The sequence below is a fragment of the Anatilimnocola floriformis genome, from assembly GCF_024256385.1.
Classification (GTDB): domain Bacteria; phylum Planctomycetota; class Planctomycetia; order Pirellulales; family Pirellulaceae; genus Anatilimnocola; species Anatilimnocola floriformis.
The window spans coordinates 448,875-472,354 of record NZ_JAMLFW010000002.1 but is presented as its reverse complement, the minus strand read 5'-3'; the positions used below and the strand labels follow the sequence as shown (position 1 = coordinate 472,354).

Annotated in this window: 18 protein-coding genes and 1 tRNA gene; 10 read left to right on the top strand and 9 right to left on the bottom strand. The window is 58.4% G+C overall.

Annotated elements, in window-relative coordinates; all coding sequences use genetic code 11:
- Positions 1–213: 213 nt before the first annotated feature.
- The 4 genes from M9Q49_RS26600 to M9Q49_RS26585 form a co-directional block, all read right to left on the bottom strand.
- Complete coding sequence (locus M9Q49_RS26600) at positions 214–1,173, bottom strand: dihydrodipicolinate synthase family protein (RefSeq protein WP_254512329.1); 960 nt, start codon at positions 1,171–1,173, stop codon at positions 214–216.
- 156 nt (positions 1,174–1,329) lie between these two features.
- Positions 1,330–4,857 carry a beta strand repeat-containing protein gene (locus tag M9Q49_RS26595; protein ID WP_254512328.1) on the bottom strand — a complete coding sequence of 1,176 codons (3,528 nt, stop codon included), beginning with the start codon at positions 4,855–4,857 and terminating at the stop codon, positions 1,330–1,332.
- A 271-nt stretch (positions 4,858–5,128) separates the two neighbouring features.
- Entirely contained in the window at positions 5,129–6,178 is a 1,050-nt protein-coding gene (locus tag M9Q49_RS26590) for a GDP-mannose 4,6-dehydratase (protein ID WP_254512327.1), read from the bottom strand.
- 2 nt (positions 6,179–6,180) lie between these two features.
- Positions 6,181–7,173, bottom strand: coding sequence for a glycosyltransferase family 2 protein (locus M9Q49_RS26585; RefSeq protein ID WP_254512326.1), 993 nt, complete (start codon positions 7,171–7,173; stop codon positions 6,181–6,183).
- A gap of 295 nt (positions 7,174–7,468) precedes the next feature.
- On the opposite strand from M9Q49_RS26585, the gene M9Q49_RS26580 reads away from it, so the two are divergent.
- The 4 genes from M9Q49_RS26580 to M9Q49_RS26565 all read left to right on the top strand — a co-directional run bounded on the left by M9Q49_RS26580 (position 7,469) and on the right by M9Q49_RS26565 (position 13,172).
- On the top strand, positions 7,469–8,806 hold the full coding sequence (locus tag M9Q49_RS26580) for a porin (RefSeq protein WP_254512325.1): 1,338 nt from the start codon (positions 7,469–7,471) through the stop codon (positions 8,804–8,806).
- Positions 8,807–9,024: 218 nt separating this feature from the next.
- Positions 9,025–10,503 (top strand): porin, encoded by a 1,479-nt coding sequence (locus tag M9Q49_RS26575; RefSeq protein WP_254512324.1) that lies wholly within the window; start codon positions 9,025–9,027, stop codon positions 10,501–10,503.
- 277 nt (positions 10,504–10,780) lie between these two features.
- Entirely contained in the window at positions 10,781–12,457 is a 1,677-nt protein-coding gene (locus tag M9Q49_RS26570; protein WP_254512323.1) for an OprO/OprP family phosphate-selective porin, read from the top strand.
- Positions 12,458–12,593: 136 nt separating this feature from the next.
- Positions 12,594–13,172, top strand: a complete 579-nt coding sequence (locus M9Q49_RS26565; RefSeq protein ID WP_254512322.1) for a hypothetical protein — start codon at positions 12,594–12,596, stop codon at positions 13,170–13,172.
- Between the two features lie 124 nt (positions 13,173–13,296).
- On the opposite strand, the gene M9Q49_RS26560 is transcribed toward M9Q49_RS26565, so the two are convergent.
- On the bottom strand, positions 13,297–13,890 hold the full coding sequence (locus tag M9Q49_RS26560; RefSeq protein WP_254512321.1) for an isochorismatase family protein: 594 nt from the start codon (positions 13,888–13,890) through the stop codon (positions 13,297–13,299).
- A gap of 237 nt (positions 13,891–14,127) precedes the next feature.
- Here M9Q49_RS26560 and M9Q49_RS26555 point away from each other — a divergent pair, with 237 nt between their 5' ends.
- Positions 14,128–15,255: a TlpA family protein disulfide reductase gene (locus M9Q49_RS26555; RefSeq protein WP_254512320.1), complete on the top strand. Its 1,128-nt coding sequence runs from the start codon at positions 14,128–14,130 to the stop codon at positions 15,253–15,255.
- A 156-nt stretch (positions 15,256–15,411) separates the two neighbouring features.
- A complete protein-coding gene (locus M9Q49_RS26550; RefSeq protein WP_254512319.1) occupies positions 15,412–16,506 on the top strand; it encodes a TlpA family protein disulfide reductase in 1,095 nt (364 codons plus the stop codon).
- Between the two features lie 193 nt (positions 16,507–16,699).
- Here M9Q49_RS26550 and M9Q49_RS26545 read toward each other — a convergent pair whose 3' ends face one another.
- From M9Q49_RS26545 to M9Q49_RS26530, 4 genes are all read right to left on the bottom strand, one after another.
- Positions 16,700–17,653, bottom strand: coding sequence for a TIM barrel protein (locus M9Q49_RS26545; RefSeq protein WP_254512318.1), 954 nt, complete (start codon positions 17,651–17,653; stop codon positions 16,700–16,702).
- Between the two features lie 131 nt (positions 17,654–17,784).
- Entirely contained in the window at positions 17,785–19,065 is a 1,281-nt protein-coding gene (locus M9Q49_RS26540; protein ID WP_254512317.1) for a right-handed parallel beta-helix repeat-containing protein, read from the bottom strand.
- A gap of 38 nt (positions 19,066–19,103) precedes the next feature.
- Entirely contained in the window at positions 19,104–20,405 is a 1,302-nt protein-coding gene (locus M9Q49_RS26535) for an outer membrane protein assembly factor BamB family protein (RefSeq protein ID WP_254512316.1), read from the bottom strand.
- A 144-nt stretch (positions 20,406–20,549) separates the two neighbouring features.
- A tRNA-Met gene (locus M9Q49_RS26530) sits at positions 20,550–20,623 on the bottom strand.
- Between the two features lie 171 nt (positions 20,624–20,794).
- On the opposite strand from M9Q49_RS26530, the gene M9Q49_RS26525 reads away from it, so the two are divergent.
- From M9Q49_RS26525 to M9Q49_RS26515, 4 genes are all read left to right on the top strand, one after another.
- Positions 20,795–22,039 (top strand): tyrosine-type recombinase/integrase, encoded by a 1,245-nt coding sequence (locus M9Q49_RS26525; protein ID WP_254512315.1) that lies wholly within the window; start codon positions 20,795–20,797, stop codon positions 22,037–22,039.
- A 350-nt stretch (positions 22,040–22,389) separates the two neighbouring features.
- Complete coding sequence (locus M9Q49_RS26520) at positions 22,390–22,611, top strand: helix-turn-helix domain-containing protein (RefSeq protein ID WP_254512314.1); 222 nt, start codon at positions 22,390–22,392, stop codon at positions 22,609–22,611.
- Positions 22,604–22,846, top strand: a complete 243-nt coding sequence (locus tag M9Q49_RS36210; RefSeq protein WP_390845032.1) for a helix-turn-helix domain-containing protein — start codon at positions 22,604–22,606, stop codon at positions 22,844–22,846. The genes M9Q49_RS26520 and M9Q49_RS36210 overlap by 8 nt, the downstream gene beginning before the upstream one ends.
- A gap of 11 nt (positions 22,847–22,857) precedes the next feature.
- Complete coding sequence (locus tag M9Q49_RS26515) at positions 22,858–23,220, top strand: hypothetical protein (RefSeq protein WP_254512313.1); 363 nt, start codon at positions 22,858–22,860, stop codon at positions 23,218–23,220.
- Positions 23,221–23,480: the final 260 nt, after the last annotated feature.

Genomic DNA, 23,480 nt, shown 5'->3' with positions numbered 1-23,480 from the left:
AAGGGAGCACTGCGGCGCGATCGATTGAATCGCGTGCGAAAGATCGTCGCTGGTTATAAAAAGGTTATAGGCTGGGGGCGATATAACGGCCTTGTTTTGCCGTAAGGCGTTGCCTGCCAATAGCTTGTCGGAATCGCGCGAAATTCAAAAACCTGTTATATATTCCACCGCGCGGGCTCAAGACTGCTACGGTGGCGAAGAGTGTGGACTGCGTCAGGCTTCGCCGCGGTGCATTAAGGCGAGAGGACTTTCTGCGGGTAGCAGCCCCAACTGCTCGACGATCGCAGCAATCCGCGAGCGAGTTGTCGCATCGCAGGCGGTGACTGGTTCGCACAGTTGATCGGAACAGAGGCCGGCAATCGATAGCGCGCACTTCAGTCCACGGACGACGGCCATGAACTCATCCGCCTGGCGGTAGATCTGGCCGAGGAGTTGAACTTGCTCGCGGAGGGCGGCGATGCGAGGCAGGTCGCGGGCGACGGCTGCGGCGAACCAATCGACGAAGAGGCAGGGATGCAGATTGGCGCCGCCGTTCACGCCGCCGTCGCCGCCGAGGAGCACGCTTTCGGCGAGCAGGTGTTCGGGGCCGATGAGAAAGGTCCAGTCGCGACGTTGCTCGCGGAGCGTCAGCAGCTGTTTGAAATAATCGAGGTTGCCGCCGCTGTCTTTCACGCCGCAGATGTTGGCGTGGCGAGTACACGTGGCGATCGTTTCCAGGCTGATGTCGATCTTTACGCAGGCCGGCATGTTGTAGAGAAACACCGGCAGCGGCGATTCATCGGCGAGCAGTGTGAAGTAACGAACCAGGTCGCGCTGCTGCAGCGGAAAGTAATACGGCGGCGCGGCGACGATGGCAGCAGCGCCGCATTCGGAAGAGTGACGGGCCAGATCGAGCGATTCCGTCAGCGATGGATCGGTCACGCCGACCAACAGCGGCACGCGGCCCGCGATTAGTTCTGCAGCTGCTTCGACTAGTTCGTAGCGCAAGCGATAATCGAGCGCCGGCGCTTCACCGGTCGTGCCGAGTACAAATAGCCCGGCCACGCCGCCGTCGATCATCCTTTCAACTAAGTGCGCGAGCGCGTCCCGATCAAGCCGGTCGCGCCCGGTGAGTGGAGTGACGACCGGAGGAACAATGCCGCGCAGCGGCTGCGTGAAGTGATGAGTTGGCATGACTCACTTCTAACTCGCGAGTGCGCTGACAGCAAGTTGCAATGCGCGCATAAAAAAGGCCGGAGTTCCACTTAAGAAACTCCGGCCCGCGAATGGTTGCTGCGAGTACGCAAGTTTGCGAATCGTAGCGATTATTCGGTCTGCCAGCAGTCTTTACTAGGCCGTGACGAATTGCAGGTGAATCGTGAGGGTGGCGATATCGGTCAGATCGCCATCCGAAACCGTGTAGCTGAACACTTCATCGACGTCGGTCACGATCTGGTCCACCAAGGCTGGATCGACGGTGTAGGTGTACGAGCCGTCGCTGTTGATGGTCAAGTCGCCGTAGGTCAGCTGGACCTCTTGGCCGACCGTACCCGACTGCTGAGCAGACACTGCGAGCAACGCGTGAGCGGTGTCGACATCAGTGTCATTCGTCAGCACATTGCCGCTGACGGCGACCGGGATCGACGAACCAACGACGAACGAAACGACATTCTCGTCATCACCGGCGACGGGGGCATCGTTGACGGGGGTGATGGTGATGTTCACCGTCGCGGGAGCTGACACGTTTCCTTGAATGTCGGCGATCGTGTAGGTGAACGAATCGCTGGTCGTTTCGCTACCGTCGTGAACGTAGGTCACCGTGCCGTCACCGTTGAGGTTCAACGTGCCGTGCGAAGTCGCCGAAGGCGTGACGACGATGCCACTGGCAGTATTCAGCGCGCTGTCGACGTCGCTGGAGAGCGCACCCAGATCGATCACCGTCGTGCTTCCTTCCAAAACTGTGACGGTCGTGGAACCGGCAACCGGGGCATCGTTGACCGACGCGATGTTCACGGTGAACGAACGCGACGTGATGCCGCCGTTACCGTCATCCACTTCGATGGTGATGATCGCAGTGCCGAAAGCATCGGGAGTAGGAGTGATCGATACCGTACGATCGTTGCCGGTGGTGCTGATCGAGATCCCACTATTCGGAATCAGCGCGGTGTTGCTGCTCGTGGCACTCACATCCAAAGCACTCCCCGCCGTCTCCGCGTCATTCACCGTGATCACGAACGAAGCAATCGGGGCATCTTCGTCGACGTTGATGTCAGCGATCGGATCGGGAGTGATTGTCGGCAGCGTGTTGGCCGCTTGGACGGTGACCAGGAACGTTTCCGAGGCCGTCAAACCGCTCGCGTCGGTGACCGTGACAGTGATCGTCGAAGTGCCAGTGACGCCCGACACGGGGGTCACCGTCACTGCGCGATTCGCTTCCGAACCGCCGAAGACAATGTTCGCGACAGGGACGAGATCGGTGTTCGACGAGGTGGCCGACACCGTCAGATCGGCGGTAGCGGTTTGCGTGTCACCGATGGTGAAGGGGAGCGGGCCCACGGAAGTGCCGGTCACCGTTTGATCGGCAATCGCGCTAATCGTCGGCGGTGAGTCGATCACGACGGTGAAGATCTGCTCGGTGAAGTCACCGGCAGCGTCCGTAACGCGAACCGTGATATTGGCCGAGCCAGTCACGCCTGCTTCAGGGGTGATCTGCAGGGAGCGAGTCGCGCCACTGCCAACAAATTGCAAGCCAGCATTGGTGATCAGATCGGTGTTGTCTGAAGTGGCCGAAAAGACCAGGTCGCTGGCCAGCGTTTCGACATCGCTGTAGCTCAAGTTAACCGGATCGATCGGCGTGCCAACTGCAACGGTCACTGGATCGATCGCGGCGAGCGTCGGCGCATCGTTGACCGAAGTCACCGTCACGACAAACGTCTGTTGCGAGGTTGTGGTGCCGTCGGAAACAGTCAGCGTGATGGTCGACGTGCCGAAGGCGTTGGCGACGGGAGTGACCACGACTTGACGAGTTGCGCCACTGCCGGTGATCGCGATACCGTTGTTGGCGACGACGTTGACATCGCTTGAGGTAGCCGACACCGTCAGATCAGCAGCAGCGGTTTCGATGTCGCCAACCGTGATCGTCTGGGCAGCCGTGGCAGTGTCTTCCAGCGTGGTGATGTCGGCAGCACCGGTGATGGTCGGAGCATCGTTGATCGGCGCGACCGTCACGACGAAGGTTTCCGTGGCCGTTTGATTGTCGCCATCGGTTACCGTCACGGTGATGGTGGCCGTGCCGGATTGATTGGCGGCGGGAGTGATCACAATCGTCCGAGCGCTGCCGCTACCGCCGAGCGTGATGTTAGCGGCGTTGTTCGGCACGAGGGTGGCGTTGTCCGAGACAGCGGTGACCGTCAGATTGGCAACCGGCGTTTCGGCATCACCCACCGTGAAGGGAATCGCGGCAGTGGCGGTATCTTCGTTGGTGGTGAGGTCGTCGATCGCGCTGATCGTCGGAGCGTTGGCGACCTGGGTCAGCGTGATCGTGACCGTGGCTGGCTGCGAAACAGCGCCGCCGTTGGGAGCCACGCCTTGATCGGCGATGGTGTATTGGAACGAATCGCTGGTCGCGGTGCCGACATTGGCGACATACGTTACCGTGCCATCGTTGTTCACGGTCACGGTGCCGTTGGTCGGCTGTTGCGTGATGACGATCGAGGCGAGGTTCAGTTGGCTGTCGACGTCGGTGTCGTTCTGAGCCAGGTTCAACGTGGTGGTCGAACCTTCGTTGACCGTGTAGGCATCGGCGACAGCAACCGGAGCATCGTTGACCGGAGTCACCGTGAGACTGACCGTAGCCGGAGCCGACACAGCGCCATTGGCAGCCGTCACGCGGTAGGTGAACGAGTCGCTGGTGGTCTCGCTGCCGTTGTGAGTGTAGGTGATGGCGCCGGTCGTGGTATTCACGCTGACCGTGCCGCGAGTCGGTTGAGTGACGATGGCGACGCTACCCGGCACAATCGTGCTGCCGACCGGAGCGGTGTCGTTAGTGAGCACATTGATAACAGTGCTGCCGCCTTCGGCGACCGTCGCGCTGTCGGCCACTGCGACTGGCGGCTGAGCCGTCGTGGTGGTTTCCATGCCGGTGACGAACGGCGGCAGGGTGTAGGTGTTGCCGGAGTTGTTGAACGAGTCGTTCCCGAGGCTACCCGAGATGCTGGTGAAATTGCGGAACTCGTTGTTCGTGAAATCGAACTTGTCGTTCCCCAGGCCGCCATCGGCCACGAACGACTTGTTGAACGCCGAGTTGCGAAGCGTGAGGTTGTCGTTGCCGTTGCCCAGGTTCAGCACCGTGACGCCGTTCACCCGTAGACCACCGTTGACGGTCGAGTCGGTGCTCTTCAAACCTTCCACGGTGTCGTCGCCGCCGCCGCCGTACACAATCAAGCCGCCCGCGGCCGAGAAGTTGTTGAAGCGCAGGGTATCGTTCCCTTCGCCCAAGTTGATCAGGCTGGCGCTCGATACTCGCAGCTGCTGCGTGGTCGAACCGTTGAACGTCAGCGAGTCGTTGCCGCCCAGCATATTCACGTTCAAGAAGGTCGCGAAGTTGGCGACATTCTGGGTGCTCCCCTTCGCGCCGGTCAGGCCGTTGGTGATGGTCGTTCCATTTTGGCCCGTGATCACCGCGCCATTCGTGCCGCTCAGCGTGACGGTGACTTGGTTGTCTGCATTGTCACCCAACATCGTCACAATGCCGCCAGCCTCCATGATGGTGACGTTCCCCGCGAGAACCGACCGTTCTTCGAGCTGTTCGAGTTGCAAAAATTGACGGCGGGTCGTCTGGCGGCGCGCCGTGGCAGCGCGACGTTTGGTGGATGACATGGAGAGGCTTCCTTCTGTGTTCTGTTCGTGTGCGTAAGACTGTTTTCGCGGCTGGTTTGTGGGATTGCGCGAATGCCGGATTCACTATGAATACGGAGGGGGAAAATGTCCACGAATTCGCTGGAATTCACCGCGAATTCACAGCGATTTGGCCGCGAAACGGGGCTTTTGTAGCGATCACGCGACCAATTGGCGGCATCGCGACAGAATGTCGCGGAAAAGATGATCTAACGAGGCATGTGATCAACCAATGCTGATCCTATGCAGTGGGTTACGCAGCTCGGCGGCGAGGCGTTTTATCGGTACGCGGAGCGCGAAAGGGAAGAATGTCGGCTGGCGCGGAAGAACTGGACGACCGCTGGGCAAACACTCCTTCTTGCCGGAACCACACGGCGAACTCGCGCACGGCTTGGGCCAGATCGATCCGCGGTTCGTAATTAAGGAGCCGGCGGGCCTTCGTCAGGTCGGCGCAGGTGGCCGGCAGATCGGCAGCATTCGGCGGCAGGTGTTTGATCTTCGCCTGACACCCGAGCTCGCGCTCGAGCAGGTTGATCAACTCGCGAATCGTCCAGGGCTGATCGTGGCCGAGGTTGATGCACTCGCCGACCACATTATCTGCCGTGAGGGCCGAGGCAATGCCGACGCAAATGTCATGCACATGCGTGAAGTCGCGACGAACCGAGCCATCGCCGAGAAGCGGCAGCGGTTCACCGGCGAGCATGGTGCGAGCGAAGATGCTCATGCCCAGATCGGGACGCAAGCGCGGACCGATGGCGCTGAACGGCCGAATGCAAACGGCAGGTACGCCATGCAACTCGTGATAAGTCTGCGCAAGCAACTCGGTGGCCCGCTTCGTGGCGCCATAGGGACTCGCCGGCGTGCCGAGCGGCGCGTCTTCGACAAACGGCACGGTGGCTTGCTTGCCATACACGGTCGACGACGAAGCGATTACCACGCGCTCGAGCGGCTGTTTGCGGCATTGCTCCAGCACTGCCGTGGTGCCGTTCACATTGTTGTCGGTGTATTCCATCGGCTCGTCGACGCTGCGGCGAACACCGGCGTGCGCGGCGAGATGAATGACTTGCGTGACCTGGTTGCGCTCGAACGTATTGCGCAGCAATTGCACATCGCGAATGTCGCCGGCCACGATCTTCACGCGCGGCTGATCGCTGAACGGCGCAAGGTTGGCCCACTTACGCTCGGGCGAATAGCTGTCGTTGAAGTTATCGAGGCAGATGAGGCGATCATCGCTCGTTTCAAGTAGCAGCGGAATCAAATGACTGCCGAAGAAACCCGCGGCGCCGGTGATCAAAATGCTCATGCTTAGCCCGCCTTCCGCCAAATGCCCGACTTGGCTGCTGTTTGCTGTGCTGCAGTAGCCCGCTGATCCCAGCGATGCCGGACGGCGTAGACCGATTCTTCACGCCCCGCGAAGTAAATCCGCGATGCCACTTCGGCCACCCACCCAAAGGCAAAGAACTGGGCTGCCAGGCCAGTGACCAAAATGCTGCCGACCAGCAGCGGCGCACTCATCGTTTGCGTCAACACGGCATGCAGAGCCGTGGTGGTGATCATCGCGATCGAAATCACGCAGCAAAGGAGCGCCCAGCGACCAAACAATTTCATCGGGCTCGCCGCATACCGCTTCAGATAGGCAACCGTGATCAGATCGAGCAGCACGCGGAGCGTCCGATCGATGCCGTATTTGGTTTTGCCGAAGATCCGCGGATGATGTTGCACTTCCATTTCAAAGCACTTCGCGCCGCGCATGTCGGCGAGAATCGGAATGAAGCGATGCATTTCGCCGTAAAGTTCGAGTTCCACGGCCACTTCGCGGCGAAACGCTTTCAGCGTGCAACCGAGATCATGCACGGTGAACTTCGTCACGTTCGAGATCAGTTTGTTCGCCAGCAGCGACGGCAATTTGCGATCGAGCCAACGATCTTTCCGATCTCGTCGCCAGCCGTGCACCAAGTCATAACCTTCGCCCAGCTTGGCAATCATTCGCGGAATATCGGTCGGGTCGTTCTGCAGGTCGCCGTCCATCGTCACCACATAATTGCCGCTGCTCTCGCGAATGCCGGCGAGCATGGCAGCGCTCTGGCCGAAGTTGCGGCGCAGCTCAATCACGCGGACGCGTTTATCTTGTTCCGATAACTCGCGCAGCAGCTGCGTGCTGCCGTCTTTCGAGCCGTCGTCGACGAGCACCAGTTCGAAATCGAGCCCCAGCGGCGCGAGCGCCGTGGTGACGCGCTCGTGCAGGACGGGAATGTTCTCAAGCTCATTGTGAATCGGAACAATGACGGACAGGTCCATGGGTGCAGCCATTCACGCGCGAAAAACAGATGCGGAAAGAAATGCGGGTGCGTGTATTTACCGAATTGGCCCAGAAGCGCGAAGAGGAATTTTGCTAGCGACAGACTGTCGCCGAAATTGGGAAGCTGGAGAATTGTGAAGATCTTAACAATGTATATGTAGCGATAGCGCAAACTTTGACGATGAAGATCGCGGCCACGGGCCGGCTTGTTATCTCGCATGCATTCTACTTTTGATGAGGCGTTTCTCTTTCTCAGCTTGGTTGCTGCTAGCGACAATCTGTTTTGCTAGCAACTTGCCTGCCCAAGACGAACCAGTTCCGCCCGCAGCGGACCAGTCGCTGGAACAAGTGTTGGCCCGGTTAGAACGAGCCGAAAACGCCCTCTTAGTTATTCAAAAGCAACAGCTGTCGCCGACGTCCGAACCAGATGACGAACCGGAGACGGAGCATGAAAAGAAGTGGTACGAAAAGCTGAGCCTGCGTGGTTACGCGCAGGTTCGCTACAACGATGTCACGCATCTCGAACCGGGCTCGGCGCCGCCGCAACACGTGGGCGATCGCTCGGTGGGCGACAACCAAGGCTTTTTGATTCGCCGTGCTCGGCTCGCGATTTCGGGCGATGTGTCGGATCACATGGCCGTGCTGGTGCAAGCCGATTTTGCGAACACGCCGCCAGGGAGCACCGACGCGACTTACTTCGCCGTGATTCGCGATTGGTGGGCCGATTGCTACATCGATACCACGAAGGTCCATCGCATTCGCGTCGGTCAGCAGAAGTTGCCCTACGGTTGGGAGAACATGCAATCGAGCAGCAATCGCATTCCGCTCGATCGCTCGGATGCGATCAATAGCTCGGTGCGCAACGAACGGGACCTCGGCGTGTTTTATTACTGGACGCCGGAATACGCGCAGGAGTTTTTTCAGAACGCGCTCGACTGGGGCCTGAAGGGTTCGGGAAATTACGGCGTCTTCGGTTGCGGCTTTTACAACGGCCAAGGTGGCTCGCTGCTGGAGCAAAACGACAATCTCCATTTTGGCGCTCGGCTGACGCTTCCCTTCACGTTCGAGAACAACCAGCTAATGGAACTCAGCGTGCAGGGCTACACCGGTATGTTCACGGTCCTGTCATCACCGATCAGTCCGCTGGGCATCGGTCCGGCAGTGCGACCGCTCGGCACGCTCGAGACCGGCAACCAGGCCGGCTTGCTCGACAAGCGAGTCTGTGGCACGTTCGTCTGGTATCCACAGCCTTTCGGCATTCAAGCCGAATGGAATGTCGGCGAAGGTCCGGCGCTGAACGACACGCAAACACAAGTTGTCGTCCGTTCGCTGCACGGCGGTTACGTGATGTGCATGTATAAGTACGACAGCCCTTGCCATGGCACGTTCTTTCCATTCGCGCGCTACGCGACGTATCGCGGTGGCTACAAAGAAGAGCGCAATGCGCCGTATGCGTCGATCGATGAATACGACTTCGGCGTCGAGTGGCAGATCAACAAGCAGATGGAATTGGTCGGCATGTATGTCTTCACCGACCGCACCAACACCGTAGCTATGAGCGCGGCGAACGACCTCTCTTACGGTCAGTTCCAAGGTCAGATCGCGCGGTTTCAGTTTCAGTTCAACTACTAAGCGTTGAACACTTCAGCCAAGCTGGCTGCTTGATCTGCTGGCCAGGCGTGAGCAATTTTCGCTAGCACGCCGCGACTTCCACCCGCCGAATGAGCGCGCAGCGGCGGATTGTTAATAGTGGATGAAGAGGCCCTTGGGGTTGTAGTCGTTAAATCGACCGTGACGATTAAACCGTCCATTCAAACAAGCAACCTTACAGTCTTGTAATCGTGGTATTCATGCGCGCTATCCTGCTAGCTCTCACGAGCGTGGCGTTGTCGTTGTTGGTCAGCACCGTTGCCCAAGCTCAGCAGCCGTACGACCCTTATCAAACGGCGGCACCCGGGCCATCGATGGAGCAAATCCTGGCACGCCTGGAACGTGCCGAAGCCGCGCTGCAACACATGCAAACGCAGCAGTTTACTCCCGAAGGAACGAGTCCAGCGCCGAACAACTACGACGCTTCGTTCTACTCCGCCGAAACGATGCTCAATGACGCGCTCAAGCCGGAGGAGAAAAAGAAGGACGACAAGCCCAAGGAAAAGAAGTGGTACGACAAGCTCAGCATTCGCGGCTACGCTCAGATCCGCATCAATGAAGTGACGCACGAAGATCCCGGCAGCGCGCCGGCGCAGTACGTGGGCGATCGCTCGATCGGCGAAAACCAGAGTTTTCTCATTCGCCGAGCCCGCGTCATTCTCTCGGGCGATGTCGGGGAGCACACCTACGTTTATCTGCAGCCCGATTTTGCTTCAAATCCGCCAGGCAGCACCGACGCCAATCAGTTCGTGCAGATCCGCGACTGGTACGCCGATTGTTACGTCGACACGACGAAGGTCCATCGCTTTCGCGTCGGCCAATCGAAGGTGCCGTATGGCTGGGAGAACATGCAATCGAGTATGAACCGCGTGGCGCTCGATCGTAACGACGCGCTCAACAGCGCCGTTCGAAACGAACGGGATCTCGGCGTGTTTTATTACTGGACGCCAGAACCGGCTCAGCAGTTTTTCAAAGAAGTGATCGACCAGGGACTGAAGGGCTCGGGCAACTACGGTGTCTTTGGCTGCGGTTTTTATAACGGCCAAGGTGGGTCGTTCTTAGAGCAGAACGACAACCTGCACTTCGTCGCGCGGCTCACGCTGCCGCATGTCTTCGACAACGGTCAGCGAATGGAAGTCGGCATTCAGGGCTACACCGGCATGTATACCGTGCTGGGCTCCGCCATCAGCCCGCTCGGTGTCGGCCCAGCCGTTACTCCAACCGGCACGCTCAATGACAATCGCGACGGTCTGCTCGACAAGCGGATGGCAACCTCGTTCATTTGGTATCCGCAGCCGATTGGTTTTCAAACCGAATGGAACTGGGGCGAAGGTCCCGCGCTCAATGATGCCCAAACGCAAGTCATCGTGCGGCCGTTGCAGGGCGGCTATGCCCAGCTCTTCTACAAGTACGACAGCTACTGCCACGGCACGTTCATTCCGTTCGCTCGCTACAACTACTTCAAGGGTGGCTACAAGCCAGAGCGCAACGCGCCTTACAGCTTTGTCGATGAAGTCGAACTCGGCCTCGAATGGCAGATCGACAAGCACATGGAACTGACCGTCGGCTACACCATCACCGACCGCACCAACACGACGGCCTTCAGCCAGGCGAATGTCCGCTCGTATCAACAATTCGAAGGCGAGATCCTTCGCTGCCAGTTTCAATTCAATTACTAAGAAGCAGGCCCCGACACTTCGCAACGATTCGCTCGCCGGCTCGCCGCTGTCATTGCAGCGAATACCATCGGTTGCCAGCATCGTCACCAACTAGCGCTGTTTCGGCGAGGTTGGCTGACGGCGTTTCTTGTTGAAGCCAGGCAAGCTGCACAATTTGTTTTCCTCACAATCTTAACAATTAGGTAGGAAAACCAATACCTCCGAAAGATTCGTTAGCACCGCTACCGCCCTCATGTGCGGTAGGACCGGTACAAACTGAATTTTTGGCGGGTGACAAATGAAACGGATTGTCTTGTTCTTAGCCATGTGCGCGGGGATCGCCATGGCAGCCCCTGCCTGGGGACAAGTTCCAGAATCGGAACTCTCTGCGCTCAAGGCGCGGCTCGACGCGCTCGAAGCGCAAAACGCTGAGTTGCGATCGGCTGTTCAACAACAGCAACAACAACGGCCACAGTATCCGGTAGCAACGCCTGCGCCGTATAACTTCGCGCCCGAGATCGGTGCGCCGCCAGTGAACAACGAACAGTTGCGCTCGATCGTCGAAGAGTACATGTCGGTCCACTCGGCCAACCTCGAGGCGATGGCCGCCGAAGCAGCCGCCGCTGCCGATAAGGGGCACGAAGTCGGCTCCGATCTGAAGATGACGGGAAGCTGGAATAACGGTCTCGAATTCGCGACCAAGAACAAAGACTTCCGCGTTCACATCGGTGGCCGAACACAGTTCGACGCCGGTTGGTTTAATGTCGACCCAAACGTCTATAACCAGGTGGGCGGCATCAACACCCCGACTCCAGGCCTCGGCAACGTGTATGGCGATGGCGTGGATGTGCGCCGTGCTCGTCTCCGCATCGACGGCACGATGTATGAAGTGATCGATTGGGCCGCCGAGTATGACTTCGTCAACTCCGCTGCCTTCGCCGGCACGGCCCGCACGGTGACTGCTCCCACCGACCTGTGGTGGCAGATCAAAGAACTGCCGTTCGTCCAGAACATCAAGATCGGCAATCAAAAAGAGGCGATCGGCTTCGAGCACATGGTGAGCAGCCGATTTCAACCCTTCATGGAACGTTCGTACAACCAAGACACGTTCTACGGTGGTCTGTTCAACGGCTTTCAACCGGGCATTACCTGCCTCGGAACTTATGGCGAAGACGAAATCGGCACCTATAACATCGGTGTCTTTAAGCCGACGAACAATGTTTTTGCATTCAACACCGGCGACGGCGATTATTCGCTCACCGGACGCATGACCTATTTGATGTGGTACGAAGACGATGGCCGCCAGCTGCTGCACATTGGTGGCTCGCTCCGTCAGGCGACAGCGACCAGCACCAACGTTGGCGCTGGTTCGACGACCGATCTCCGCTCGCATCAATTCCGTACTCGTGATGCGATCCGCACCGGTCTCTCGGCCAACTGGCCGACCCCCGCGAACATCACTCTCTTCGGCGATGACGAACAAACGGCCAACGCCGAACTCGTGATGGTCAACGGCTCGTTCACCATGCAAGCCGAATACCTGGTCAACGCTTTGCAAGACGCTCGCCTCAACCCGCTCGATCCGCTTGGTAACACTGCCGTCTATCACGGTGGTTATGTGCAGTGCCTCTACTTCCTCACCGGCGAAAGCGACAGTTACAGCAAGAAGACCGGCTTCTTCGAACGCGTCAAACCGGCCGAAAACTTCTTCCTCGTGAAGGATAGCTCGGGCTGCAACTGCTTCGGCCGCGGTGCCTGGCAGATCGGTGCTCGTTACAACTACCTTGACCTGAACGACGCCGGCCTCAACGGTGGCGTGCTGCACAACGTCACGGTCGGTCTCAACTGGTTCCTGAATCCAAACATGAAGGTGCAGTGGAACTACATGGCCACGCACCGCGACGCTCCGCTGCCGGGCAACACCGGCGATGGCTTGATCCAAGGCTTCGGCATGCGTCTCGCGCACGACTTTTAATCGCCGCAGGCTCCTCTTCTTTCCTTACTCCCTCTCTCCTGTACTCAGGAGAGAGGGCCGGGGTGAGGGGCCAACCTGCAACAGGACCCAACCACACAAGAACCAAAATCAAATCCGCAAGGATCATCTTATGTCCATGTCTACTTCCCATCGCCTCATCACCGCCGTCTGCCTGCTCGCCTCAATCGCAGCAGTCTACGTCTCGGCGGCTGAAATGTTCCCAGGCCATCACTGCGGCTGCCCTCATTGCCAGGTGGTCGAGGAAATCGTCTACCAAGACGTCGTCACACACGTCTGCAAGTTGCATCCTGACAAAAAGCAAAAGAAGAAGACCGTCTACGAATGCAAGGAAGTTCCCTATTGCGTACACAAGCTCTCTTGCCCGCTGAAGCACGACACCTGCTGCGAGCAATGCAAGGAATGTGAATGCTGTGCCCGCTACAAGAAGGTGCTGATCAAAAAGGAAATCGTCGTCAGCGAAGAATGCACGACGAAGTGCGTGCCGGAGCCGGTGGTCCAACGGGTGCCGGTGAAGGTCTGCCGCGTCATTCCTTGTGCAAAGTGCGCTGCCGCTGGTGCTCCTTGCACGCAGTGTGCGCCTGCTCCGGTTCCTGCCGCACCTGCCACGACCACGCCGATTCAGGTTCCCACGCCGCCCGTTGATCAGACCAGCTTTTCGATCTCGGACCTGGCAGCGCCTGTTCACGTCAAGTAATTACTCGTTGTCGCCGTAGGACGGACCATTGGTCCGTCTAAGGGCAGCGAACTGATGAAATTTGGCGTGTGTACCCGCACCCGGACGGACCAATGGTCCGTCCTACTTAGGTAGGCGTCCTCTCTCAAGCAGGCGCCGATTCTTTCACCAATCCGCTGATCGCCTTGAACTGCGGATTGGCCGCCGTTTCACACCACTCGAAGAGAGCCGCTTCGGTGGTGGTGATGGTCGCGCCGCTGGCATCCATCCGCCGCACGGCAACCTCGGCATCGAGCACGCCGCGGGAGCCGATCGCATCGACGGCGAGATAGACGCGAAAGCCCTCGCTGAGTAAATCGAGCACCGTCTGCTGCACACACACATGGGCTTCGATGCCGCAGACCAGCACCTTATAAATGCCCGCATCGCGCCAGCCGTAAAAAATCTCGGCGCACTCGCGCGAGCTAAATAGCTTCTTCGCCGGCATCGGCCCAATGCGTTCGGCGAGCACCGGCGTCGTCGGCCCCAACCCTTGCGGATACTGCTCCGTCCCGGCCACCGGAATGCCGAGCAGCTTCGCCCCGTCGACCAGCCGCCGGCAGTTCCAAGTCACCCGCTCATGCCCGGCAATCATCGTCAGCAGCTTTCCCTGCATATCGACGACCAGCAGCCCGGTATCGCCGACCGACATCAGTTCCAGACTTCGCGTTAGCGGCAAATTTTCAGATTCAGTGCTCATGCAGCGAGGATACCAAATTCCGTGCGCCACCCAAATCCCGCCGGTTCATCCGACTTCTAACTAAAACGTGCCTGCTTTCCTCCCGCCTCTCGCCCCCTCGTCTCCCGCCTCCATCCCGCCGTTGAACTTTCCGCCGCCTCGAATCACTAACGATTGTGATTTTGTCCCGTGCGGTCTCTAATGACAGCCAACGGTTCGGCTTGTTCGTGGTTTGCTCGTCCCGGCGGAGTTTATTTCATGTTTCGCGCACTGTCGCTGGCTGCGGTCCTGTTGATTCCTGCCTTTGCGTTCGCCCAAGAGGAAGGTGACGCCCCACTGGGGAAGACGCCCCGCGAAGTCGTGGCCGCCGATCCCAACAACACCAAGGCTTGGGACAATTATTGGAGCGAGCAGTATCAGATCATTCAGTTCCTGATCGACGCCGATCCTAAGTCGGCCGAGAAAACACTCGCCGATGTCGAAGCTCTCGTCGCCGCTCATCCGCCGACGAATGACGTCGCGATCAAACATGTCGACCGCATGAAAGGAACGTTTGCCTCGCTCCACAAGGCGCTCGCCTTCAATCAGATTCCCTTCGCCGATATCGAACAGCAGTTGATTGCCAACCCGGACGATCCAAAAGCTGTCATCAACTATCAGCGGAAGCTCAGCACCGAGCTGTTTCCTCTGGCGATGTCGGACGTGAAAAAAGCTGCCGAACAACTGAAGGCTGTGAAAGCCACACTAGAAAAAGTGAAGGAATCGGCCAAGCAAGAAGCCTCGAAGGCCGCCATCGATAACGTCGTGAAGAGTCTGGCGGCCATCGATCAAGCCATCATCGCCGGCCGTGAGCAATCGGATCTCGTCGGTCAGCCGGCTGCGCCGCTGCACATCGACGCTTGGGTCAACGGCAAGCCGCTGAGCGAAGAGGAGCTCAAAGGCAAAGTCATCATCCTCGACTTTTGGGCTGTCTGGTGCGGTCCCTGCATCGCCACCTTTCCGCACCTCCGCGAATGGCACGAAAAGTACAGCGACAAAGGCCTCGTGATCATCGGCGTGACGAAGAACTATAACTTTGCCTGGGACGAAGCCAGTAAAAAACCGATGAAGTCCGACGAAGATGTCTCGCCCGAAGCCGAAGCCGAGATGCTCGTCAAGTTCGCCGAGTCGCATCAACTCAAGCACCGTTTTGCCGTGCAAGAGAACAACGAACTCAACGAGTTCTACCGCGTGCGCGGCATTCCCCAGATTGTCGTCATCGATCAGCAAAACAAAGTCCAACTCATCAAGGTCGGCAGCGGCGAACCCAACGCCAAAGCCGTCGATGAAGTGCTGAAGAAACTGTTTGCGGAAAAATCGGCCGAAGACAAGCCTGCCGAGAAATAAGTTGCGGCGCGAAACAGAACCCATCGAGTTTACCCGGTGGTGAAATGATTCTGCACCAGCAACAACGCCATCAAATAAACCTGCCCCCACCGACCTCGCCTCGGTGAAGTGCATGTTTCAACTCGCCTCAAGTTCCGTTTGCCTGGAGACTCTCAAATGTTCCGTTCATGGATGCTGTTTGCATTGCTCGTCGCGCTCGCCAGTCCCGCCTGGTCGGCGGAAGAAAAAATCGATGCCGCCGCGGTGAAAGCCGATGCCGGCAATGCCGAGACCTGGAACAAGTACGCGAGCGCCGAGTTCAGTCGCATCAACGAGCTGCTCGACGACAATATTCCGGCCGCTGAAAGTGCGCTCGCCGAATTCGAAAAAGTCGTGTTGAGCATCGAACCCACGAGCGACGACGCCAAGGAAATTGTTACGCGCATCAAGAACTCGGTGCCGTTTTTCAAGAAGCGAATCGAGATCGCCAAGCTGTCGCTCGCCGACTTGGAAAAAGACCTGGCCACCAAGCCCGACGGCGAAAGTGTCGTAAGCAAGTACCTCAGCAAGGTGCAGGGCGCGATCGCCGAACTTTCGGATGACGTCGCCAAAGCTGAAGCCAAGCTCGCCGACGCCAAGGATCGCCTGGCCAAGGCCCGCGAAATCGCCACGGACGAAGCCGTCATGAAAGAGATCGACGGCAGCGCTCGCGTCTTCACTTCCTTGGAACGAATGATCGCCACCACCAAAAAGCTCGACGCGATGGTTGGCAAAGACGCGGCCCCGCTCGCGGTCGAAGCCTGGGTCAACGGCGCGCCGCTGACCGACGGCGACCTCAAGGGCAAAGTCGTGCTGCTCGACTTCTGGGCCGTCTGGTGCGGTCCTTGCATCGCCACCTTCCCGCACCTGCGCGAATGGCAAGCCGAATATGGCGACAAGGGCCTGGTGATCGTCGGCTTGACGAATTACTACAAGTTCAAGTGGAACGAAGAAGCTAAGAAGGCCCAGGGCTCGAAGGAAGAAGTCTCGCACGAAGACGAGCAAGCCATGCTCGTGAAGTTTGCCGAGTCCCACAACCTGAAGCACCGCTTTGCGATTCAGGATGGCAAGAGCATGGCCGAATACTACGGGGTGAATGGCATCCCGCACGTCGTGCTCATCGACCAGCAAGGGAAGATTCAACTGGCCCGCGTCGGCAGCGGCCCGAAGAACGCCCACGCTATCGAAGCCGCGCTGAAGAAGTTGCTCGACGCGAAGCCGACCTCGAAGTAGCCCTGCTTATCAACCCATGGCGTAAGCCGAGTTACGCCGCGGGTTGTGAAGTACTTCTGCAGACTATTCGCTTTGCATTTGTCGCAGCACCACTTTGGCTGGAATGCGTTCGTTCACACAATCCCTGGCTGACGCCGCGGGTTACAAAAAATTTTCGTTGCAGCGACCCCACGCGGAGCGTGAGGACTACACATCAAACGTCGCAGAGTTTTACCGCCTGAGTCAGGCTGGTGAGGGGATCGCGGGTGGGGATGAACTCCTGGCCGACGTAGCCTTGATAACCGACCTCGATCAGCTTGCGCATGATCGGCGGGTAGTTGATTTCTTGATTGTCGTCGAGCTCGCCGCGGCCTGGGTTGCCGGCCGTGTGGACGTGGCCGATGACGTCTTTCAGTTCGTCGATGCGGCGGATGACATCGCCGTTCATGATCTGCACGTGATAGATGTCGAACAGCAGCTTCATTCGTTCGCTGCCGACCGCACGGATGATCTTTGCGCAGTAGTCGACGTCGTCACCCTGATAGCCCGGGTGACCCTTCATCGGGTGCGAGCCGTCGCGGCTGTTGAGATGCTCGAGGCAAATGTTGACCTTCTTCTTTTCCGCATGGCCGATGATCTTCTTGAAACCCTTCACGCAGTTGTCGAAGCCTTCGTCGAGGCTGATCTCGCCGCTCTGCGGATCTTCGGCTTTGCGGTATTTGAAGCCAGTAAAGGCGATGACCGAGGGAAAGCCGAACTCGGCGCACTTGTCGATGACTTCGGTGGTGCGGGCGATTACTTCGTCGTGATAGGCCGGATTGTTGAAGCCTCGCATGAAGGGCGCGCCGGGCATGTTGTTCGAAGCGATCGCGCAGACGAGGCCGTTCTTCTTGATCGTCGGCCAATTGTCGGTCGAGCCGAGTTCGACCGAGACGCAACCGAGCGCCTTGGCGTGTTTGCAGGTCGTGTCGATGTCCCACTTATCGCCCATGGCGTTGAAGCACCAAAAGACAACCGACTGCTTGATGTTCCCCTTGGTGACGGCTTTGGCTGGCGCGCGATTGGGATCTTGCGCGGCGACGTTGCCCACTTGCGAAGTAAGGCCCGCGGCAGCGCTAACAACCGCGGCAGAACTCAACCATTGACGACGAGAAAGAAATTCCGACATGCTGCTGACTCCTGCAAGAGAGAAGAGGAGTTATCAGGTTACTGCCATAGATGATGGTTGCAAAGTAGCTGAACTCGCTGGGATTCAGAGGCTCTTGCTGGAGGCCATCATCTGAATTCTGACGAATTCAGCTACTTTTCGCGGGCTGGGAGTGCGCCGAAGGAAATCTTCGCGGCGGGGCGCAGGCAATTGATGTCCGGCAGCGAACCGTCTTTGCCGCGAGGTTGGAAGAGTTCTGTCGTATCGAGCGAGAGGAAGTTTTTGTCGGTCAGCTTGGTCTCGAGCGTAAAGGAGTTGTTCTCCGCCGTACACTTCTCGGCGTTCATGCGCGCGAGATCGCGGCGGCCGCCGTAGCTGAGGTTGTTGCGCAGCACGTGACCCACGCCGTCGATATCGGTGCGATTGTCGGCAAGGCGACCGAGCATGTTGAAGTTCGCGCCGTTGCGAAAGGCGCTGTTGTTCAACCAATCGCAGCCGCCCAGATGATGATTGGCATAGAAGCCGCTGTTCTTGTTTCCAACTGCGATGCAGAACCGCACCACATGCCGCGGAAGCGGATTGGGCACTCGCTCGGCTGGCGTCGAACCATAGCCGCCCGCCTTAAAACCGTTGCCATCGGCGAGCGATTCCTTCATCGGCGACAAGCCGTTCCCCATCGCCCAGCAATTCTCGAACGTCACACTCTCGTGAGCATTGATGCAGTCGTAGCCGTCGTCGCTGTTGTACCAAGCGCGACAGCCGCGAAAGACATTGCCGGTGCTCCCCTTGCTCGGATGTCCACCAAAGCCGTCGACGTTGCCGCCTTTGCCATCCTCGGAAGTGTAGTCCCGGTTATTCCAGGCGTCGCAATTGAGGAACAGATTGTCCGAACCACGCACGTGATAAACGCCAATGGCCTGGCCGTCGTGCAGCGCGAGCCGCTCGAAGATGTTGTGATTCCCCTGGCTCTCGATGCAGATCGACTGCGTATGCGTTTTGATCGTGACCTGCGCGCCGGTGATTTCGATGCCAATCAGCCGTAGCCAATTGCCGCTGACATAAAAGATCGAAACGCGTTTCCCCTCCGGCTTCACCGAAGAGCAATCGAACACCGGCCGTTCTTCGCGATAGGCGGAATAAGTAATCGGCTTGTCGCGCTCGCCGCTCTTATCGAGCACGAAAAGGTGGGCAAAAATGCCGCGAGTCTGCACAACGTCGGCATCGGTTGGTTTGTAAGTGCCACCGCGGAGATAAACGGTATCGCCTGCGGCTGCAGACTTCTGCGCGCGAGTGATCGAAGCGAATGGATGCTCGAGATCACCAGCAGCCGTGTCGTCACCCGCCGGAGCGACGTACCAAGAGTGGCCGTCAGCTGCCAGTAAATTCGCACTACCGACAAGCAGCGCCGTTAGAAAACAAACAACCTTCCCCATCACCCAATCGCCCCCTCTCCCTCTCTCCCAACCGCAGCTCACTTCTTCCCAATGCAATACAAAAACTGTTTCCCGCGGATATAAACTCGGCCGTCGCTCACAGCGGGCGAGGCGAGCGTTTCATCATCGAGCTTGTTCTCGACGAGTTTATCGAAGCGAGCTTGAGCCGAGACGACGGTGCAAAGACCTTCGGTATTCAAAAAGAAAATGCGACCGTCGACCGCGATCGGCGAGGCTTTGTATTTTCCTTTGAGGCGTTCCTTCCAGCGGAGATTGCCCGACGGCGCGTGGATGCAACGGGCGATGCCGTCGTCGGCAACGGCGAAGAGGAGTTCGTTCCAGACGACCGGCGAGCAGGTGTCGGGCGTTCCTTCTTTGTAATCCCAGGCGATGCTTTTGAAATCGTTCTCGCCCGTGTTGCGCGGCTGCACCGCGAGCATCGGCCCGCGCATGCCGCGCGTGACATAGATGAAGTCGCCTTGCACGGTGGGCCCAGTTACGGTGCGGCCTCCGATCAGATTCGGCAGGAACCAAAGTTGCTTGCCGTCGGCGGGGTTGTAGGCATCGAGTTGATTGCCACCCATCACGATCAATTGCAGATGGCCGCGATAATCGCAGAGGATGGGCGTAGTGTAGGCATCGCACTGCTCGGCGGCGGCTTTGGTCATGCGCGGGGTGAGCCATTTCTGCCGACCGGTGAGCAGGTCGTGCGCGACGATGTAGCTCTTCACCGGCTCGTCTTGCAGATCGGCGAGCGAGTCCTGCATGCAGACGCTGATGACGGTGTCTTTGAAAATGACCGGGCTGTTGGAGTGTCCCCACCAGATCGAATAGTTGCCGTGCTCTTCCTGCAGGTTTCGTTTCCAGAGTTGCTTGCCGTCGAAATCGTAGGCCGCGAGATCGCCGTTGCCGAAGTGCGCGACCACGGTCTTGCCATCGGTCACCGGCGACGGACTGGCTAGGTTGTGCAGCTGATGAAACTTCTGCGTCGAGCGTTTCGGCGCCTCGCGCACGGCATCGCCGGTTCCCACTTCTTGCTGCCAGAGAATCTTGCCGGTCTCTTTGTCGAGTCGCAGCAGCAGAAGCTTGCCCTCCGACGTGTGGCTGGTCAGAAAAATCGCCTCGCCCCAAATGGCCGGCGTGCTAGTGCCCCATTCGGGCAACGGCGTCTTCCAAAACAGGCCGCGGTCTTCATGCCAGACGATAGCGATCTGCCGTTCGGGCGATTGGCCGGTTCCCGCCGGTCCCCGCCACTGCGGCCAATTTTCGGCCGAGCTGCAGCGCAACATCGCCGCCACGGCCAGCAAGCCGCAGCATAAAACGGGCAATCGATACAACATGAATCGGCTCGGCGGTGAGATAAGAAAGTGGAAGGCCAGCAGCGGGACAACTCCAGCATCCGGCACGGCCGGGGCAAAGTCAAGAAACGAAAAACGCCGTGCAAAACACGGCGATTTATCGCTGCGAATACGCAGATTTTAGAGTAGCGGGGAGCGGACTTGAACCGCCGACACACGGCTTATGAAGCCGTTGCTCTAACCAACTGAGCTACCCCGCCAAATCCGGTTTTGAGCTTGTTTTCGCCTCTTTTGGCGACCGTTGGCTCTACAACCGGGGATGCTTTACAACCGTTTCTACAACCATTAGGCTGCTTCCCAGTTGAAAGCGGTGTCCGCCGACTGCAAATCGGCGAGCACCATGCCACCTGACCGCAAAAGCAAGGTGACGAATGACTAAGTCTAGCAATCCGCCCACAGCTGGGCAACCGACCGCCGCGTCCCGAGCGGCTGTAAAAAAGCGGATCTCTACAACCGCCAAGCCGCCGAAACCCTATCCCGAGTTCCCCCTCACAGCCCACCCGGTTGGAGAGTGGTGCAAGAAGATCCGCGGCAAGATTCACTACTTCGGCAAATGGGGGCGGAAAGTCGACGGCAAGCTGGTCCGGTTGGAAGATGACGGCTGGAAGGATGCGCTGGAGACGTTCAAGCAGCAGGTCGACGATCTGCAGGCCGGCCGCAAGCCACGCGCGAAGGATGACGCCGCGGTTCTTGTGCGCGACGTCTGCAACGCGTTCCTGATCGCCAAGGAACGGCAGCGCGACGCCGGCGAACTCAAGGCGACCACGTTCAAAGACTACAACGACACCACCGACCGCCTGGTCGAAGTCTTCGGAGCGACCCGGCGAGTCGATGACCTGGCCGCCGACGACTTCGACGAGCTTCGTGCGCAGATCGCAAAGACGTGGGGCCCGTGGCGACTGAGCGGTGAGATTCAGCGCGTCCGCACCGTCTTTAAGTTTGCTTTCGATACGCGGTTGCTCGATCGGCCGGTTCGGTTCGGTCCGCAGTTTCGCAAGCCGACGAAAAAGACGATGCGGGTTCATCGCGCGAAGCAAGGCACGCGCATGATCGACGCGGCGAGCATTCGCAAGTTGATCGACGGCGCCAACATGCAACTGAAGGCAATGATTCTGCTGGGAGTGAATTGCGGCTTCGGCAACGACGACTGCGCAACGCTCCCGCTGGCCGTGGTTGACCTGTCGCGCAGCTGGATCGAATACCCGAGGCCGAAGACTGGGATGACTCGCAAATGCCCGCTGTGGCCCGAGACCGTGGCCGCGCTGCGCGAGTTGATCGCCAAGCGGAAGCCGAAGGATCCAGCCGTTGCCGCATTACTGTTCATCACGAAGTACGGCAAAACTTGGGAAACGAAGACATCGGGCAGTCCGATCAGCGCCGAGTTCCGCAAGCTGGTCAATGAACTCGAGCTCTACCGCCGCGGCGTGAGTTTCTATTCGCTGCGTCACGTTTTCCGCACGGTTGCCGACGAGGTACTCGATCCGCCGGCGGTTCGCATGATCATGGGCCACGTTGACGCGTCGATTGATGACACGTACCGCGAGCACATCGCTGAGGTACGGTTGCAGAAAGTCGTCGATCACGTTCATTCCTGGTTGTTTACGTCGGCGAAGTAGAGCGTCAAGAAGGCTTCAAAATGCAGGTGAATTAACCGCGCGCCCTTGCCTTTCAGAATGTCGTCACTATCATCTTAAGGCAATCTACAAAGCTTATTCGGTGTCAAAGTGAATCAAAGGCAAAAGGCAGCCACCTAGAAAATCTGAGGAGAAATCGCCTATCTAATTCATGCTTCTCGCGGGGTTGCGAGAAGTTTTCTGAGGGAACAAGTTTTCGATTGACTACCGGCAACGGTAATCGAACAACCATCTGCAGACGCAGACTTCTTACCCATTCATTTGACTGGTTCGTGCAGAACATTCGCCGTGATCTCTGGCAGTGTACGCGCGCGCCTCAGCAGGAGCGGCACATGAGCACCACTGCAAGAAAAGCAAACTTCACCCTCACAGAGGCTGCTGATTTTCTCTGCTTGAGCAAATCAACAATTCGCCAGCTAATCGCCTCAAAAACTCTTACGGCATATCGCCCTACTCCTCGCAAGTTGATCCTTAAGCTCGAGGATCTTGAACGCTTTCTCACTCGAAATCCCGTCGGAGAGGTCCCGCGCGCGGTTGAGGGAGCCAATGCCTAATACTTTCGCGCCAAGCCGAATTGCTGAGCGGTTCGGTGTAGATGTCAGCAAGGTCTTGCGTTGGATCGAAGCTGGAGAATTGAAGGCTATTAACGTTGCCACACGCTTAGGTGGAAGGCCGCGGTGGCGTATCACTGAAGAGTCGCTTGTTGCGTTCGAGCAAGCCCGCACCAACATTACGCCATTCAAGCCAGGGCGGCGTCGTCCCCCCCGCGTTGAACGCCGATACTACTAAGGAAATAGCTCATGGAAGTTGGCGATGGTTCCTACGTTCCAGCCCCGCTCGATTACTTCGCTGCGGCCTCCGTGCTTCGTAGTCGATGCACACTTGCCGCCGGACAGCTTGAAGAACTCGCCGCCGGCCGCGGCAGCATCTCTACGGCGGTCAACACGCTTCATGCACTGTCCGCACGCTGCGAACTAATAAGTCGCAATCTCGCGCTGCTGAATCTTCGACCGTCGGAACCATCGGCCGCGGTCAAGGAAATCGAACGACCGATCACAGGTGACTTGCTGGCCTATTGCATGGCCGTTGAAGAAGCAAACAGCACCCAACTTCAAATGGCTCCAGCGGAGCCAATGGATTCGATCCAGAGTTTCAACGCTTAAGAAATGAAAAAGCGATCGACCCCGCACGACCAAGATTGGGGCGATCGCTTGAGAAGGAACACACCCATGATAGCGGCTGCGTCGCGCCGAAAAAACTGGCAGCTCTCAACTTCAACTCCAGGCACGCAAGATTCCTGTGATCCGCCGCCCGTGCGGAAGCACAATCAGGCAAGCAAGCAAAAGTCTTTCTCGCTGCCTCAGGTCACTGGCTCATGCCCGCACGGCGGTCCGCACACATGGACCGAGGATGACGACGGCAC